This window comes from Micromonospora sp. NPDC047812, assembly GCF_040704175.1.
Classification (GTDB): domain Bacteria; phylum Actinomycetota; class Actinomycetes; order Mycobacteriales; family Micromonosporaceae; genus Micromonospora.
The window spans coordinates 1402383-1418405 of sequence record NZ_JBEYRY010000001.1 but is presented as its reverse complement, the minus strand read 5'-3'; the positions used below and the strand labels follow the sequence as shown (position 1 = coordinate 1418405).

The 16023-nt window shown below is 72.1% G+C and carries 15 protein-coding genes; 5 read left to right on the top strand and 10 right to left on the bottom strand.

Features of this window, described 5'->3' with window-relative positions; all coding sequences use genetic code 11:
* Positions 1-67: 67 nt before the first annotated feature.
* Complete coding sequence (locus AB0883_RS06530) at positions 68-604, bottom strand: phospholipase (RefSeq protein WP_366639908.1); 537 nt, start codon at positions 602-604, stop codon at positions 68-70.
* A 179-nt stretch (positions 605-783) separates the two neighbouring features.
* Positions 784-2448: a family 10 glycosylhydrolase gene (locus AB0883_RS06525; RefSeq protein WP_366639906.1), complete on the bottom strand. Its 1665-nt coding sequence runs from the start codon at positions 2446-2448 to the stop codon at positions 784-786.
* A gap of 322 nt (positions 2449-2770) precedes the next feature.
* Between AB0883_RS06525 and AB0883_RS06520 the strand changes: the two genes are divergently transcribed.
* A complete protein-coding gene (locus AB0883_RS06520; RefSeq protein ID WP_366640317.1) occupies positions 2771-4261 on the top strand; it encodes an amino acid permease in 1491 nt (496 codons plus the stop codon).
* Between the two features lie 238 nt (positions 4262-4499).
* Here the strand turns inward: AB0883_RS06520 and AB0883_RS06515 are convergent, their stop codons facing one another.
* From AB0883_RS06515 to AB0883_RS06495, 5 genes are read right to left on the bottom strand one after another with little or no spacing between them, the layout of a single operon-like run.
* Positions 4500-5513, bottom strand: coding sequence for a glycoside hydrolase family 43 protein (locus tag AB0883_RS06515; RefSeq protein WP_366639904.1), 1014 nt, complete (start codon positions 5511-5513; stop codon positions 4500-4502).
* Positions 5510-6409, bottom strand: coding sequence for a carbohydrate ABC transporter permease (locus AB0883_RS06510; RefSeq protein ID WP_233600122.1), 900 nt, complete (start codon positions 6407-6409; stop codon positions 5510-5512). The genes AB0883_RS06515 and AB0883_RS06510 overlap by 4 nt, the downstream gene beginning before the upstream one ends.
* A gap of 10 nt (positions 6410-6419) precedes the next feature.
* Positions 6420-7385, bottom strand: a complete 966-nt coding sequence (locus AB0883_RS06505) for a sugar ABC transporter permease (RefSeq protein WP_366639902.1) — start codon at positions 7383-7385, stop codon at positions 6420-6422.
* 6 nt (positions 7386-7391) lie between these two features.
* Positions 7392-8720, bottom strand: a complete 1329-nt coding sequence (locus tag AB0883_RS06500) for an ABC transporter substrate-binding protein (RefSeq protein WP_366639900.1) — start codon at positions 8718-8720, stop codon at positions 7392-7394.
* 58 nt (positions 8721-8778) lie between these two features.
* Positions 8779-10293 carry an alpha-N-arabinofuranosidase gene (locus AB0883_RS06495; protein ID WP_366639899.1) on the bottom strand — a complete coding sequence of 505 codons (1515 nt, stop codon included), beginning with the start codon at positions 10291-10293 and terminating at the stop codon, positions 8779-8781.
* 134 nt (positions 10294-10427) lie between these two features.
* On the opposite strand from AB0883_RS06495, the gene AB0883_RS06490 reads away from it, so the two are divergent.
* A complete protein-coding gene (locus tag AB0883_RS06490; RefSeq protein WP_366640315.1) occupies positions 10428-11435 on the top strand; it encodes a LacI family DNA-binding transcriptional regulator in 1008 nt (335 codons plus the stop codon).
* 12 nt (positions 11436-11447) lie between these two features.
* Here the strand turns inward: AB0883_RS06490 and AB0883_RS06485 are convergent, their stop codons facing one another.
* The 3 genes from AB0883_RS06485 to AB0883_RS06475 all read right to left on the bottom strand — a co-directional run bounded on the left by AB0883_RS06485 (position 11448) and on the right by AB0883_RS06475 (position 14241).
* Entirely contained in the window at positions 11448-12173 is a 726-nt protein-coding gene (locus AB0883_RS06485; RefSeq protein ID WP_366639897.1) for a methyltransferase domain-containing protein, read from the bottom strand.
* A 74-nt stretch (positions 12174-12247) separates the two neighbouring features.
* A complete protein-coding gene (locus AB0883_RS06480) occupies positions 12248-12565 on the bottom strand; it encodes a hypothetical protein (protein ID WP_366639895.1) in 318 nt (105 codons plus the stop codon).
* A 38-nt stretch (positions 12566-12603) separates the two neighbouring features.
* Positions 12604-14241 carry an ABC-F family ATP-binding cassette domain-containing protein gene (locus tag AB0883_RS06475; protein WP_366639893.1) on the bottom strand — a complete coding sequence of 546 codons (1638 nt, stop codon included), beginning with the start codon at positions 14239-14241 and terminating at the stop codon, positions 12604-12606.
* Positions 14242-14316: 75 nt separating this feature from the next.
* Here AB0883_RS06475 and AB0883_RS06470 point away from each other — a divergent pair, with 75 nt between their 5' ends.
* From AB0883_RS06470 to AB0883_RS06460, 3 genes are all read left to right on the top strand, one after another.
* A complete protein-coding gene (locus tag AB0883_RS06470) occupies positions 14317-15087 on the top strand; it encodes an ROK family protein (protein ID WP_366639891.1) in 771 nt (256 codons plus the stop codon).
* Between the two features lie 94 nt (positions 15088-15181).
* The gene (locus tag AB0883_RS06465; protein WP_366639889.1) at positions 15182-15550 is read left to right on the top strand and encodes a tetratricopeptide repeat protein; all 369 of its coding nucleotides are present in this window, start codon (positions 15182-15184) and stop codon (positions 15548-15550) included.
* 215 nt (positions 15551-15765) lie between these two features.
* Entirely contained in the window at positions 15766-16020 is a 255-nt protein-coding gene (locus tag AB0883_RS06460) for a Smr/MutS family protein (protein WP_088987488.1), read from the top strand.
* The last annotated feature ends 3 nt before the right edge of the window (positions 16021-16023 follow it).

Here is a 16023-nt window from a genome sequence, read left to right as displayed (position 1 = left end):
CCGGCGGTCGGGGTCCGCGTCGCCCGGGTGGGCCGGGGACGCGGAACCCCTGGGCGGTACGGGTCGGTCAGCGCAGGCCGGCGCGGCGCTCGCCGTCGGCCTTCATCCGGGCGGCGCGGTCGATGTCGGCCTGCTGCACGGCGGCGAGGGAGCCGAAGGCCTTGACGGCCTGGTAGTACGTCCAGGCGAGGCTGGTGCAGGCGGGCCGCACGGCGGCGTTGTACGTGGCGCAGACCCGCTTGAGGTCGGCGTAGAAGGCGTCGTCGAGGCGGGCCTTGTTGGCCGAGAACTGGCCCATCTCCTTGTAGTTGCGGTAGCCGAAGTCGTGCCGGTAGCAGGAGAGGTTGAACCTGAAGCCGAGCGGGTTGTCCGGGCTGGACGAGCAGTAGTCGGTCGACCAGTTGAACCCGTACGCGGCCCAGGCGCCCTGGTTGAGCCGGCCGGAGTTCCAGGAGTTGTAGCTGGTGGCGCTCGTCTGCGTCCAACTGGAGAGGACGGACAGCTTCTGCGAGGTCGTGACGGCGGCGGCGGGGGAGGAGACCCCGAAGACGAAGAGCATCGTGAGCGCGGCCGAGGCGAGCAGGGTGGTGAGGCGTCTGGGCACGGGTACCTCCGCGGGGGATGTGCGGGCGGGACGGGGGTTACCGGCGGGTCACCGGAGTGCCGAACAGTGTCGATCATGAATGGCTCCGCGGGGTGCGGTGCCCGCCGACATTTGGTGACAGGCGTCGAAACAGACGAATGCCCCGGGTGCCAGGGGCACCCGGGGCATTCGGTGGGACGTCAGCGGACGAACGCCGGCGGGCTGGCCGGGCTCTCGTTCGCCAGTCGGTCGAGCGCGGTCACGTAGTAGGTGTACCGCTTGCCGGCCTCGGCGGTGGTGTCCACCCAGGACTGGCTCCGGGTGCCCGCGTCGGCGCGGACCGTGTCGACGAGGTGCGCCGCGTCGGCGAAGTCGCACCGGCCGGCCAGGCCGACCCCGTCGAAGCGGTAGACCGCGTACGACGTGGCGGTGCCGAGCGGGCCCACGCCGTCCGCCGGCTGGAGCCAGTTCAGGTGGACCCCGTCGGACTGCCGCGCGGCCTTGGTGACCACCGGCATGAGCAGCGGCTTCTTCGGCAGGTGCGGCATGGTCGGGATCAGCGCCGGGCGGGAGTAGTGCTCGGCGGCGTAGATGTCGGTCGCGCCGAGCCGGTTGGCCCGCACCTGCACGGCCGAGAAGTGGACGTTGCCCAGGACCTCGGGGTACTGCCGGTTCAGCGTCAGGTGGTTGGACAGCTCCCGCGGGTTCATCCAGAACGAGCCGTACGCCGGGTCACCGCTCTTGTAGTCGGCCTGCCCGATGTAGAGCTGCACCCGGGTGCCCTTGACCACGTCCGCCCACCACGGCACCAGCCGGGTGTAGTCGGCGGCCGGGTACTGGCCCATGTACCAGTAGAGCTGCGGCACGATGTAGTCGATCCACTCCTCCTTGACCCACTTGCGGGTGTCGGCGGAGATGATGTCGTACGACTGGCTGCCGGTGGTGTCCGAGCCCAGCGGGTCGGCCGACTGGTTGCGCCAGATGCCGAACGGGCTGACGCCGAACTTCACCCACGGCTTCTCGGCCTTGATCTTGGCGTTCATCTCCTGGATCAGCAGGTTGATGTTGTCCCGCCGCCAGTCGGCCTTGTTCGTGAAGCCCCGGTTGTGCGCCGCGAAGGTGGCGTCGTCGGGCACCTGGTGGGTGCCGCTCGGGTAGGGGTAGAAGTAGTCGTCGAAGTGCACGCCGTCGACGTCGTACCGCTTGACCGCGTCCATCATCGCGGTCTGCACGAACTCGCGGACCTCGGGGATGCCGGGGTTGTAGTAGAGCCGGCTGCCGGCGACGCCGGCCGGCGGGTAGGCGAAGGTCCACTCGGGGTGCTCGCGGACCGGGTGGTTCGGCGCGAGCTGGTTGATGTCGGCGCCGGCGCCGCCCGGGGCGGGCATGGAGACGCGGTACGGGTTGAACCAGGCGTGGAACTCCAGGTTGCGCTTGTGCGCCTCCTCGACCACGAACTTCAGCGGATCCCAGCCCGGGTTCTCGCCGCGGACCCCGGTCAGGTACTCCGACCAGGGCTCGTGGGGCGACGGCCAGAACGCGTCGGCGGTCGGCCGGATCTGGACGACCACGGCGTTGTGGTTGAGCCGCTCGGCGAGGTCGAGCAGCTGGCGGTACTCGGCCTGCTGCGTGGCGACGCGGTCCGGCGAGGTCTGGGACGCCTTGCTCGGCCAGTCGATGTTGACGACCGAGGAGATCCACATGGCCCGGAACTGCCGCTTCGGCGTGGCCGGGTCGGTGACGCAGGAGGTGGTGGAGGCGGCGGTGGTCGCCGCGTCGGGCGCCGCGCTCGCCGGGGTGGCGGCGACGAGCGCGCCGAGCAGTGCGGCGGCCAGCCCGGCGGCTCCGAGCCGAGTTGCCTTCATGCGGTGTGTCCCTTCGTTGGGGCTCCCGTGTCAGGGGTTCGTCGCGGCACAGACGGCAAGATTCGCCGTTGACAATCTGCCGCTGGTAGGAAATTTTCACACCTCACGGGCTCTGCGCAAGAGTCTGGGCGGGATCGATCCGTCCGTCGACGCCGGCTCCCCTTTGTGGTCGGGCTCACGGGACGCGCCGTGGCGGGGCGCACACGGCGGGTGGTGGCCTGAATGACCCGAGACGTGGGGGTTGAGGGGGGTCCGCCCTGGGTAGCATCGCCGGTCACCGGCCGCCACCAGGGTGGTCCGGACGGTGTGAGGGGTGACCACGGTGTCCGTGCTGCGTACCAAACCGATCGGAGACGTGATCGCGCAGAGCGAGGCCGACGGCGACGACGGCGGGCCCGGCCTGAAGCGCCGGCTCGGCGCCCGCGACCTCACCGGCTTCGGCATCGGCATCGTGATCGGCACCGGCATCTTCACGCTCACGGGCATCGAGGCCCGCGACAGCGCGGGGCCCGGCGTGGTGATCTCGTTCGCCATCGCCGGCCTGGTCGCCCTGCTCGCCGCCCTCTGCTACGCCGAGCTGGCCTCCAGCGTGCCGGCCGCCGGCAGCGCCTACACCTACGCGTACGCGACCATGGGCGAGATCGTCGCCTGGATCATCGGCTGGGACCTGCTGCTGGAGTTCGCCCTCGGCGCGGCGGTGGTGGCCCGCGGCTGGTCCGGCTACCTGGCCGAGCTCGTCGGCCTGCCCACCGCCTGGTTCGGCGAGGAGGGCAGCGTCGTCAACGTCGGCGCGATCGGCATCGTGCTGCTGCTCGGCGTCGTGGCGATCGTCGGCATCCGCGAGTCGGCCCGGGTGACCAACCTGCTGGTGCTGGTCAAGGTCGCCATCTGCGTCTTCATCGTGGCCGCCGGCCTGTTCTTCGTGAAGGCCGCCAACCTGACCCCGTTCATCCCGTCGGCGAAGCCCGCCGACGGCAGCGAGGACGGCATCAAGCAGCCCGTCACCCAGGCGCTCTTCGGCCTGGAACCCTCGGTGTTCGGCTTCGTGGGCGTGCTCAGCGCCGCCGCGGTGGTCTTCTTCGCGTACACCGGCTTCGAGGCGGTCGCCAACCTCGGCGAGGAGACGAAGCGGCCCCGCCGGGACCTCACCCTCGGCCTGCTCGGCACGCTGCTGATCTCCACGGTGCTGTACATCGGCGTCTCGCTGGTCGTGGTGGGCATGGTGCCGTACACCGAGATCGACCGGGGCGCCCCGATCGCGGCGGCCTTCAACGCGGTCGGCGCCGAGTGGGCCGGCATCCTCGTCTCCATCGCCGCCGTCGCCGGCCTGACCAGCGTGATCCTGGTCGACCTGGTGGCGATGGGCCGGATCGGCTTCGCCATCAGCCGCGACGGGCTGATCCCGCCGTCGATCGCGAAGGTGCACCCGCGCTGGGGCACCCCGTACCGGATCTCGGCCGTCATGACGGTGGCGGTCGCGCTGCTCGCCGGCTTCCTGCCGCTGTCGGCCCTGGCCGACCTGGTCAGCATCGGCGCGCTCGCGGCGTTCGTGCTGGTCTCGGTCGCGGTGCCGATCCTGCGCCGCAAGCGCCCGGACCTGGACCGGCCGTTCCGGGTGCCGTTCTCCCCCGTGCTGCCGATCGTGTCGGCGCTGGCCTGCTTCTACCTGATGCTGAACCTGTCGGTGGAGACCTGGCTGCGGTTCGCCGCGTGGATGCTGCTCGGCGTGCTGATCTACTTCGGCTACGGCTACCGCCGCAACCGCCTCGCCCGGCGTTCGTCCGCCGACTCCCGGGAGCCGGCATCCGTCTGATCCGGTTGGTCGCGGGATGGGGTTTCCGGGGAGCCCGACCCGCTCCGGGCGGTCAGGCTTGATCCCTGCGCGGGCCGGGCTCCCCGGAAACCCTCCGGGGTCGCCGACGCGGTTCGGTCGCGCTTTCCCTGGTGTACGAGGACAGCGCGGCACCCGATCCTGTCGGGTGCCGCGCTGTCGGTGTCTCCGGGTCGGGCGTGCGGTCCTCCGGGCTGGCCGCCTTCCAAGAGGTCCCCGGTCAGGGCCTGTGCTGCGGCCCCGCCGTGGGGCCCTTGACCACCGGCTTGCCGTCGGTCCAGACGACCTCGTCGAGCCAGACCTGGCGGCCCGGGTCGACGGTGCCCTCCTGGCCGGGCGGCCAGGCGTGGTAGAGCAGCCAGGTGCGCCCGTCCTTGACCACCATCGAGGCGTGCCCCGGCCCGGAGGCGACCTCGTTGGTCTTCAGGATCGGGTTCTCCGGAGCCTTCACGCACGGCCCGGCCGGCGACTCGCAGACCGCGTAGCCCTCCGCGTACTCGGCCCGGTCGTAGGCGTTCGCGGCGAAGAACAGGAACAGCTTCCCGTCCTGCCGGTGCAGGAACGGGCCCTCGATCAGGGTGCCCTCCCACGGCTCGGTCTGCTTCAACAGCTTCGTCGGCTCGCCGACCAGGCGCAGCCCGTCGTCCGAGAGGCGCTGTGACCAGATCCAGGTGTCCACCCCGATGGCGTTGCCGTCGTTCTTCCACAGCAGCCAGAGGCTGCCGTCGGCGTCCCGGAACGGGCTGGCGTCGATCGCGCCGCCCAGCTCCGCCTGGCAGATCAGCGGGCCGGTCGAGTCGTCCCGGTACGGCCCCTGCGGCGCGCCCGCGACGGCCCGCCCGACGCACTGCCGCCCCGACTCGCGCCCGGCGACGGTGTAGTAGAGCACGAACCGGCCCGGGGCCAGTTCGATGACCTCGGGCGCCCAGGTCTTCCCGGCGTCCGCCCAGGCCGGCAGCTCCGGCAGCGCGTCCCCGGCCGGGGTCCAGTCGACCAGGTCCCGGGAGGTGAGCACCGGGACGTTGCGGCCGCCGGCGTTGGTGTGGAACAGGTACCAGGTGTCGTCCACCCGGATCGCCTGCGGGTCGGGCGCGTCGGTGCGTACGACCGGGTTGGTGAACATGCGCGCGTCGTCTCCCGTGCTCGAAGGTTCTTCTCCACCGCCGCAACCGGCGAGCAGCGCGGCGGCGAGCACCGCCGCCGCGCCGCGCCGCCGGGTCGTCCCGACCGTCATCCCTTAAGCCCGCTGCGGGAGACGCCCTGGATGATGTGCCGCTGGGCGAGCACGAAGAGGATCAGCACCGGCACACTGGCCAGCACCGCCCCCGCCATGATCACCGGGTAGTCGGTGACGTAGGAGCCCTGGAGCAGGCCCAGGCCCGGCGGCAGGGTGAGCGTCTCCGGGCTGAACAGCACGAAGATCGGCCAGAGGAAGTCGTTCCAGTTGGTGAGGAACGACAGCACCGCCAGCGTGGCCAGCGCCGGCCTGGACAGCGGCAGCACCACCTTCCAGAAGATCTGCCACTGGTTGGCCCCGTCCAGCACCGCGGCCTCCTCCAGCTCCCGGGGCAGGGAGAGGAAGAACTGCCGCAGGAAGAACACCCCGAACGCGCTCGCCGCCCCGGGAACGATCACCACGCTCAGGGTGTCGATCCAGTTCAGCTCGTCGACGATCAGGAAGTTCGGGATGATCAGCGAGGTCGGCGGGATGAACAGCGTCCCGACGATCAGCGCGAAGAGCACCCCACGGCCGCGGAACCGCATCCGGGCCAGGGCGTACGCGGCCATCGAGGCGGTCGCCAGCACCAGCAGCGCGTGCGCGGTGGCGGCCAGCATGCTGTTGGCGAACCAGCGCAGCACGGGGTTGGCCGCGTTGTTCAGGATCTGCTCGTAGCCGTACCCGGAGATCGGGTCCGGCAGCCAGGTCGGCGGGATCTGCTGGGCCCCGGTGTAGGTCTTCAGCGAGGTGATGACCATCCACACCAGCGGCAGCAGGAAGACCAGGGCGAGCGCGACCAGGGTGGCGTAGAGCGCGGTCCGGCGCAGCGCGGTCCCCGGGGCACGGCCGGTCGCCGGGGCGCCGGCGCTGGTCGGCGCGGGGGCGCGCGTGGTGCGCGTGGGCGTCGTCATGGCGGTCCCCTCAGTCTTCCCGGTAGCGGAAGAGGCGGAAGTTGGCGATGCTCACGACCGCCAGCATCAGCGCGAACACGATGCTCATGGCGGCGGCGCGGCCGGCGTCGTTGTCCCGCAGCCCCTCCTCGACGATGAACCAGACCACCGTGCGGGTCTCCGTGCCCGGCGCGCCCTGGGTGATCAGGAACGACTGACCGAACACGTTCGCCGAGGCGAGCACGGTCGTGGTGATCACGAAGAGCAGCACCGGACGCAGCCCGGGGAGCGTGACGTGGCGGAACCGTTCCCAGGCGCTCGCGCCGTCCACCTTCGCCGCCTCGTACAGCTCCTGCGGGATGTCCTGGAGCCCGGCCAGGTAGATCACCGCGTTGAAGCCGGAGGTCCACCACACCGTCACCCCGACCAGCGAGACCCAGGCCCACGGCACGTCCGTCACCCAGGGGGTGTCGGCCGGCAGCCCGACCATCCCGGCGAGCCGGTTGACCAGGCCCAGGTTGGCGTCGAGCAGGAACCGCCAGAGCAGGCCGATCACCGCCACGCCCAGCACGTACGGCGCGAAGTAGATCGCCCGGAAGAAGGTCCGGCCCGGGAACGAGCGGTTCAGCAGCAGCGCCAGACCGAGCGGGACGACCACCAGCAGCGGCACCGCGAAGACGGTGAAGATCGCCGTCGCCCGGACGCTCTGCCACCAGTCGCCGTAGACGGCCGAGTCGCTGGAGAAGAGTTCCTGGTAGTTGTCCAGCCCGACGAAGGGCCGGTTGGGCAGCTGGAAGTCCCACTGGTGCACGCTGAGCCAGAGGCCGAGCAGGATCGGCAGCAGGCCGAAGACCCCGAACAGCAGCAGGTACGGGGCGAGGAAGAGGTACGGCGTCGCCCGCCCGGCCCGGCGCGCGGGGGCGCCCCGACGGGTGGCACCGGCCGCCGGGGGCGGCGCGCCGTCGCGCGCCGCCCCCGCCTCGATCACGTCCGCCACGGGAACTCAGCTCCCGTACTTCTTGCGGTTGTCCTCCAGCTGCTTGTTCGCCTTGGCCACCCCGTCGTCCAGCGCCTGCTTGGGCGACTTCTTGCCCAGCGCCGCCTCGTTGAACGAGTTGTAGAAGGTCGTCATGACCTCACCGAGGCCCGGGGCCGCCGGCGGGAAGGCCGCGTACTCCAGCTCGGGGGCGAGCGCGTTGACCTCGGCCAGCGCCTTGAAGTCGGCGCTGTCCCGCACGGCCTTGCGGGCCGGGACCTGGCCGCCCTTGGCCCAGTCGAGGGAGTGCTGGCTGAGCCAGTTGATGAAGACCTTCGCCGCCGAGACCTTGTTGGCGTCGTTGGCCCGCTGCTTGACGATCGTGAAGTTGTGCGAGTTCGCCCAGGCGGCCGGCTGCGTGCCGATCTGCGGCAGGGGCGCGACGCCCCACTGGATGTCCGGGCTCTTCTTCAGGTCGTTGATCTGCCAGATGCCGTTCCAGTTGAAGGCGTTCTTGCCGCTCTTGAAGGCAAGGTAGTCGGCGTCCTGGCCGACGTTGGCCGGGGAGTGGCCCTGCTTGATGAGGTCGGTCAGCCAGGTGCACGCCTCGACGGCCTGGTCGGAGTTGAAGGTGGCCTTGGTGGCCTCGGCGTCGAAGACGCTGCCGCCCCACTGGTGCAGCAGGGAGTAGAAGGTCATACCGCCGGTGAACTGGAACGGGCTGACCCAGAAGCCCTGCACGCCGGACTTCTTCAGCTCGGTCAGCGCGGCGGTGTACTCGTCCTTCGTCGTCGGCGGCTTGTTCGGGTCCAGGCCCGCCTTCTGCATGACCCCCTTGTTGTAGTAGAAGCCGAGGGGGTGCATGTCCAGCGGGATGCCGTACCGCTTGGAGTTGTAGAGCCCGCCCTTCCAGACGGTGGGGGCGAAGTCGCCCTCGGAGAGCTCCAGGGTCTTGGCGACGTCGTCCAGCTCGGTGATCACGCCGCGCGCGGCGAACGTGGCGAGCTGGTCCATGTGCATGACCGCGATGTCCGGGCCGGCGCCGCTGGAGGCCGCGCCGGGGAGCTTGTTGTAGTAGTCCTCCCACTGGTACGTGGCGATCGAGACGGCGATGTTCTGGTGCTCGGTGTTGAACTGGGTGACCAGCGCCTTGAAGATGTCGCCGTCGCCGCCGGTGAAGCCGTTCCACAGCTTCAGGTCGACCTTCGGGCCGGTGTAGTCCTTGCCGCCGTTGCCGGCCGCCGGGCCCGCGTCGTCGTCGCCACCGCCGCAACCGGCCAGGGTCAGCGAGGCCGCGGCGCCGAGCCCGAGGCCGAGGCTGAGCAGGCGCCGCCGGCTCATTTCGTTCTGCATCATGGGGATTCTGCTCCTTGGGGGACGGGATGAAGTGTGCCTGCTCAGGACCGGTGCGGTGTCAGCCACCGACGGGGGAGAAGCGCAGCACGTTCCAGGAGACGGCCGGAAGGCGCACGGAGCACCGGCCGCCGTCGGTGGTGGGGTCGGGCAGCTGCCGGGGCGTCACCCGGTCGGGCTCGGCCTCGGTGTTCGTCGCCGTCGGGTCGTCCCCGGCGGCGAGGCTCAGGTGGGATGAAGCGGATAGTCCTGCGAGGCCGCGCAGGTCGAGGTGCAGCTCCAGGTCCGTGTCGCCCCGGTTGACCGCGAAGACGGTCAGCTCGCCGGTCTCCTCGTCGTGCACGGCGACCGTGTCGAGCACCGGGACCTCGCCGTACCGCTTCGTCTCGTAGGTCGGGCCGACCGGCTCGGTACGCAGCACCGTGCCGCGGGCGTGCCGGGCGGTCAGCGCGAACGGGTGGAAGATGCTCTGCCGCCAGGCGGGACCGCCGGTGCGGGTGCGGATCGGGGCGATGACGTTGGCGAGCTGGGCCTGGCAGGCCACCCCGACCCGGTCGGCGTGCCGGAGCAGGGTGATCAGCAGGTCGCCGACCACCACCGCGTCGACGGCGGTGAAGTCGTCCTCGATCAGCGCCGGTGCCTCGACCCAGCCGCGCCGGTCCAGGTCGGCCTGGAGGCGGGACTGGTACCAGACGTTCCACTCGTCGAAGGAGATCTTGAGTTTCCGCCGGTGCCGCTGCTTGGCGGCCACGTGGTCGGCGGTGGCGACGACCTCGCGGATGAAGTTGTCCATGTCGACGGCGGAGGCCAGGATGCTGGCCCGGTCGCCGTCGGACGGGTCGTAGTAGGTGTGCGCGGAGATGTAGTCGACGTGCTCGTAGGTGTGCTCCAGCACGGTCGCCTCCCAGGAGGCGAAGGTGGACATCGTCCGGTTGGAGCTGCCGCAGGCGACGAGGCTGATCGACGGGTCGATCATCTTCATGGCCCGGGCGGTCTCGGCGGCCAGCCGGCCGTACTCGTCAGCGGTCTTGTGGCCGACCTGCCACGGGCCGTCCAGCTCGTTGCCCAGGCACCAGAGCCGCACCCCGTACGGCTGCTCGGCGCCGTGCTTGCGGCGCAGGTCGGACAGCTGGGTCCCGCCCGGATGGTTCGTGTACTCCAGCAGGTCGCAGGCCTCCTGCACGCCCCGGGTGCCGAGGTTGACGGCCATCATCGGCTCGACGCCCGCCTCGGCGGCCCAGGTCATGAACTCGTCGAGCCCGAAGGCGTTGGTCTCGATGGTCTTCCAGGCCAGGTCGAGCCGGCGGGGGCGGTCACCGACCGGGCCGACGCCGTCCTCCCAGCGGTAGCCGGAGACGAAGTTGCCGCCGGGGTAGCGGACCACGGAGACGCCCAGCTCCCGGGTCAGCTCCAGCACGTCGCCGCGCAGCCCGCGCGAGTCCGCAGCGGGGTGCCCGGGCTCGTAGACCCCGCCGTAGACGCAGCGGCCCATGTGCTCGACGAACGAGCCGAAGAGCCGCCGGTCGGCCGGTCCGACGGCGAAGGCCGGGTCGATGGTGAGCTGCGCGGTCCGCAAGGGTTGCCACCTTTCCTCGTTGCCGGTCCCGGGTGACCGTGGTCACCTGGTGCTCCTGGTTTGTACAACGTTGTAAGCAACGTTGTAAAGAGGCCCCTACGCGGTAAAGTGCGCCCATGGGGGAGGGCGACGTGGTGCGGCACAGGCTCAAGGACGTGGCGGAGCGGGCCGGCGTGTCGGTGAAGACCGTCTCCAACGTGGTCAACGGCTACGTGCACGTCCGGCCCGACACCCGGGCCCGGGTCGAGGAGGCCATCGCCGAGCTGAACTACCGGCCCAACCTCTCCGCGCGCAACCTGCGCAAGGGGCGCACCGGGGTCATCGCGTTCGCGGTCCCCGAGCTGGACATCCCCTACTTCGCCGAGCTGGCCCGACACGTCGTCACGGCCGCGGCCGAGCTGGGCTGGACGGTGCTGATCGACCAGACCGGCGGCGGCCGGGAGCAGGAGCGGGTGGTCGCGTCCGGCATCACCGAGCACCTGATCGACGGGCTGATCTTCAGCCCGCTGGCGCTCACCGCCGAGGACCTCACCGGGCTGGCGGGCACCCCGATGGTGCTGCTCGGCGAGCGGGTCGACCACGGTCCCGCCGACCACGTCGGCATCGACAACGTGGGCGCCGCCCGGGAGATCACCGCCCACCTGGCCGGTCTCGGCCGCCGCCGGATCGCCGCCATCGGCTCGCAGCGCACCCCCGAGGGGGCCAGCGCCCGGCTCCGGCTCGCCGGCTACACCGCCGCGCTCGCCGACGCCGGCCTCGCGTACGACGAGCGGCTGGTGGCGCCCGCGCCGGCCTGGCACCGCGCGGACGGCGCCGCCGCGATGCGCGGCCTGCTGACGTCCGGCGTACGCCCCGACGCGGTCTTCTGCTTCAACGACACCCTCGCCCTGGGCGTCCTGCGCGCCCTGCACGAGGCGGGCCTGCGGGTCCCCGAGGACGTGGCGGTGGCCGGCTTCGACGACATCGAGGACGGCCGCTTCTCCGTGCCCACCCTGAGCACCATCGCGCCGGACAAGGAGCGCATCGCCCGGCTGGCGGTGGAACTGCTCGCCGGCCGCATCGACGGTGACCGCACCGCACCGCCGAGGGAACTCTCCGCCCCCTGGCGCCTGGCCCCCCGCGAGAGCACCCTGGGCCGCTGACCCCTCCGGGGGTCAGTCGAAGAAGCGGGCCAGGTGGGCGGGGGTGGGGCCGTCGGCGTCCGGGGGCAGCGGGGTGAGGTCGGCGAAGATCGAGGCGCCGTCGCAGCCGACGTGCAGCGGGTACCAGCGCGGGGTGCCCGGCGGGCGTTGCAGGCAGATGCCCTTGACCGTCTGCACGTCGAGCAGCCGGACGTGGGTCGGGTCGGCGACGGCGTTCACGTGCCGCCACCACGGGCTCATCACGTGCAGCACCCCGCCCGGCCGGAGCGTCCGGTGGCACTCGTCGACCAGCGGCAGGAAGTCGATCAGGTGCTCCAGGATGTGCACCGCGAAGAAGACGTCCACCGAGTCGTCGGCCAGCGGCAGCGAGCCGGAGAGGTCCGCCACCGCGTCCACCCCCGGGGCCGGGAAGAGGTCCAGCCCCAGGTTGCCCGGCCACTGCTTGGTGGCGCCGCAGCCCAGGTCGACCACCACCGGGTCGCGCCCGCCGACGCGTACCCGGCACCAGACGCCGAGCACCCCCGCGAGGCGGCCGACCCGGTCCCGGACCAGGCGCAGCTCGTCCTGCCGGGCGACCTCCCCGCTGAGGTGGGCCACCCCCCGGTCGAAGCGCACCTCGACCGCGAGGTCGCGCAGCCGGTCGTCGTGCCGGGCCTGGTCGACCCACGCCTCGGCGAGGAATCCGTCGACCGCCCGCAGCCGCTCGGCCGAGGGCGGGTTCTGTGCCAGCGCGACCATCCGGGCCACCTCCCGCCGGCCGTTACCCGGATCCCCGCCCGTTATACCCCGAACGCCCCGGGCGGTGCGGCCGGTCAGCCGCCGATCGTCCGCCTCGGGCGTCCGCCGCCACGGATCCGCTGCCGGGGCGGCGGGGCGGCCGGCTTGGGCCGCTTGAGGTGGTAGCGGTGCAGCTCGCTGTTGCCGGGCAGAGACGGGTCCTCGCTCATCGCGACCAGCTCCCAGCCCTGGTCACCGGCCCGGTTGAGGTGGGCCAGCGCGGTGTCGCCGTAGGGCGTCACGTCGACCATGGAGCCATCCGGGCCGTACCAGACGAAGACGATCTCCCAGCCGACGTCGGTGGTGGCCGCCTGGCGGCGGCGGACCAGCAGCGCGTACTCCCACTTGAGCATGGAGTCATTCTCACCCGCCACCGGCGGGTCGGCACGGATCAATCCTCGGCGATCCGTCCGGCGGCCACCCGCAGCCGCCGGTTGGTCGCCACGGCGTCCAGCATCCGCCGGTCGTGGGTGACCAGCAGCAGCGTGCCCGGGTAGCTGGCCAGCGCCGATTCCAGCTGCTCGATGGCGGGCAGGTCCAGGTGGTTCGTCGGCTCGTCCAGCACCAGCAGGTTCACCCCGCGCCCCTGGAGCAGCGCCAGCGCCGCCCGGGTCCGCTCGCCCGGCGACAGGGTCGCCGCCGGCCGCAGCACGTGCCCCGCGCGCAGGCCGAACTTGGCCAGCAGCGTCCGCGCGTCCGCCGGCGACAGCTGCGGTACGGCGGCGCCGAACGCGTCGATCAGCGGCACGTCGCCGAGGAACAGCCCCCGGGCCTGGTCCACCTCGCCGACCACCACACCCGGGCCCAGCGCGGCGTGCCCGGAGTCGAGGGGGAGCCGGCCCAGCAGGGCGGCGAGCAGGGTGGACTTTCCGGAGCCGTTCGCCCCGGTCACCGCCACCCTGTCGGCCCAGCCGATCTGGAGGGTCACCGGGCCGAGGGTGAAGTCGCCCCGGCGTACGACGGCGTCGCGCAGCGAGGCCACGACGGCGCCGGCGCGGGGCGCGGCGGCGATCTCCATCCGCAGCTCCCACTCCTTGCGCGGCTCCTCGACCACCTCCAGCCGCTCGATCAGCCGCTCGGTCTGCTTGGCCTTGGCCGCCTGCTTCTCGGTCGCCTCCGCGCGGAACTTACGGCCGATCTTGTCGTTGTCGGTGGCCTTGCGGCGGGCGTTCTTCACGCCCTTCTCCATCCAGGCCCGCTGGGTGCGGGCGCGCGCCTCCAGGCCGGCCCGGGTGTCGGCGTACTCCTCGTAGTCCTCGCGCGCGTGCCGGCGGGCCACCTCGCGCTCCTCCAGGTAGCCCGCGTAGCCGCCGCCGTAGTGCCGGACCTGCTGCTGGTGCAGGTCCAGCTCCAGCACCCGGGTCACCGTGCGGGCGAGGAACTCCCGGTCGTGGCTGACCAGCACCGTGCCGGCGCGCAGCCCGGTGACGAACTCCTCCAGCCGCTCCAGGCCGGCCAGGTCCAGGTCGTTGGTCGGCTCGTCGAGCAGGAAGACGTCGTAGCGGCTGAGCAGCAGCGAGGCCAGCCCGGCCCGGGCCGCCTGACCGCCGGAGAGGCCGGTCATCGGGTGCTCCAGGTCGACGGTGAGGCCCAACTCGGCGGCCACCTGCTCGGCCCGTTCCTCCAGGTCCGCCCCGCCGAGGGCGAGCCAGCGCTCCAGGGACTCGGCGTAGTCGTCGTCGGCGCCGGGCGCGCCGTCGGTGAGCGCGACCGTCGCCGCGTCCAGCGCTGCCTGCGCGGCGGTGACCCCGGTGCGCCGGGCCAGGAAGTCCCGCACGGTCTCGCCGGGCCGCCGCTCGGGCTCCTGCGGCAGGTGCCCGACGCTCGCCGTGGGCGGGCTGAGCGTCACGCTGCCGGCCTCCACCGGCAGCAGTCCGGCGAGGGTACGCAGCAGCGTCGACTTGCCCGCCCCGTTCGGCCCGACCAGCCCCACCACGTCCCCCGGCGCGACCACCAGGTCCAGCCCGGCGAACAGCGCCCGGTCCCCGTGCCCCGCGGCCAGCCCCTTGACGATCATCGTCGCGCTCATCAGTGCCCGACCCTATCCCGCCCCGATCGCCCACCCTTGCTCCGCGTCCCGGCAGACGCGCGGCACACTGCTCGGGTGGTGACCACTCTGGCGATCGACTGTGGCGGCGGCGGGATCAAGGCATCGGTGCTGGACGAGGCGGGCACGATGCGCGCCCGGCCGCTGCGGGTGCCCACGCCGTACCCCCTGCCGCCGGCGCTCTTCGTGAAGACGCTGCTGGACCTGGCCGGCCGGCTGCCCACGGCGGACCGGCTCACCGTCGGCCTGCCGGGCATGATCCGGCACGGGGTGGTGGTCGCCACCCCGCACTACGTGACCCGCTCCGGCCCGCGTTCGAAGGTCGACCCCGGGCTGGTCGCCCAGTGGTCCGGGTACGACGCGCGGACCGCGCTCGCCGAGGCGTTCGGGGTGCCGGCGCTGGTGCTCAACGACGCCGAGGTGCACGGGGCCGGGGTGGTCGCCGGGACCGGCTGCGAGCTGGTGCTGACCCTCGGCACCGGGCTGGGCAGCGCGCTCTTCGACGGCGGGATGCTCGCCCCGCACCTGGAGTTGTCCCACGCCCCGGTGCGCTGGAACACCACCTACGACACGTACGTGGGGGAGCCGGAGCGGCGCCGGCTCGGGGACGCGTTCTGGTCCCGCCGCATCCGGCAGGTCGTGGACGGGCTGCGCCCGGTGTTCCGCTGGGACCGGCTCTACCTGGGCGGCGGCAACTCCCGGCTGATCCGCCCCGAGCAGCTCGCCCGGATGGGCGACGACGTGGTGGTGGTGCCCAACACCGCCGGCATCGTCGGCGGCGTCCGCGCCTGGGAGCTGGCCGCCGGCCGGCACGGCGCCTCCACCTGACCCCCGCCCGCGCGATTCCCGGCCGGGAACAGTCGCGGTACGGCGGATGTTGTGCCAGCGTCGGGACAGTGGCGCGAACGAGGGGGTGGGTCGGATGGACCTTCTGGCCGAGTACCGGCGGGCGACCATGTTCTTCGAGGCCGGTGACCCGACCGGGGCGGCCCGGCTGCTCGAACCGATCGTGGCGGCCGAGCCCGGCAACGCCTCGGTACGCCAGCTGCTCGCCCGTGCGTACTTCCAGTCGGCCCAGCTCAACCGGGCCGAGGCGCAGCTGCGGGAGCTGATCGACCGGGACCCCGCCGACCACTACGCCCACCACGTGCTGGGCCGCACGCTGGAGCGGCTCAACCGGCACGCCGACGCGCTGCGGCACCTGCGCATCGCGGCGGCCATGCACAGCGGCAACGACGACTACCGCGTCGCCCTGGACCGGGTGCAGACCCGCGTCGAGGGCAACCGCTGACAGAGCGGGCGCACCGGGCGGGCAGCTCTGCCGAGCTGCCCGCCCGCGTCCCCCGTCACGGAACGCGCAACGCCAGGCGCCAGGGTGATCAGGACGCCATGGACCGTAAAACTGCCGGGTAACGTCCATGCCGTCCTGATCACCGGGCATCGCGGCGGACGCCGCGGGGCGCCTACCATCGGCGTCATGGGACGTGAGCTGCCGGCGGGTGCGCGATGAAGCTGAAGCTGGACCTGCACGACATCTTCAACAAGGGCCAGGACATCGACCGGGCCCTGCGCGGGATCATGGACGAGGCGGTGGCGAAGAAGGCCACTCTCGTCGAGATCATCCCCGGCAAGGGCTCCGGCCAGCTCAAGAAGCGGGTGCTGCGCTTCCTCGACCAGAAGGACGTCAAGCAGCTCTACCACCGCGTCGAGAAGGACTCGAAGAACTTCGGCCGCCTCTTCGTCCACTTCCGCTGGAAGTAGTGG

What these genes read in the sequence shown, in the direction of transcription:
- AB0883_RS06525 (WP_366639906.1), bottom strand. Translation starts at nt 2,448, where the DNA reads ATGAAGGCAACTCGGCTCGGAGCCGCCGGGCTGGCCGCCGCACTGCTC.
- AB0883_RS06515 (WP_366639904.1), bottom strand. Translation starts at nt 5,513, where the DNA reads ATGACGGTCGGGACGACCCGGCGGCGCGGCGCGGCGGCGGTGCTCGCC.
- AB0883_RS06510 (WP_233600122.1), bottom strand. Translation starts at nt 6,409, where the DNA reads ATGACGACGCCCACGCGCACCACGCGCGCCCCCGCGCCGACCAGCGCC.
- AB0883_RS06500 (WP_366639900.1), bottom strand. Translation starts at nt 8,720, where the DNA reads ATGATGCAGAACGAAATGAGCCGGCGGCGCCTGCTCAGCCTCGGCCTC.
- AB0883_RS06485 (WP_366639897.1), bottom strand. Translation starts at nt 12,173, where the DNA reads ATGGTCGCGCTGGCACAGAACCCGCCCTCGGCCGAGCGGCTGCGGGCG.
- AB0883_RS06480 (WP_366639895.1), bottom strand. Translation starts at nt 12,565, where the DNA reads ATGCTCAAGTGGGAGTACGCGCTGCTGGTCCGCCGCCGCCAGGCGGCC.
- AB0883_RS06475 (WP_366639893.1), bottom strand. Translation starts at nt 14,241, where the DNA reads ATGAGCGCGACGATGATCGTCAAGGGGCTGGCCGCGGGGCACGGGGAC.
- AB0883_RS06465 (WP_366639889.1), top strand. Translation starts at nt 15,182, where the DNA reads ATGGACCTTCTGGCCGAGTACCGGCGGGCGACCATGTTCTTCGAGGCC.
- AB0883_RS06460 (WP_088987488.1), top strand. Translation starts at nt 15,766, where the DNA reads ATGAAGCTGAAGCTGGACCTGCACGACATCTTCAACAAGGGCCAGGAC.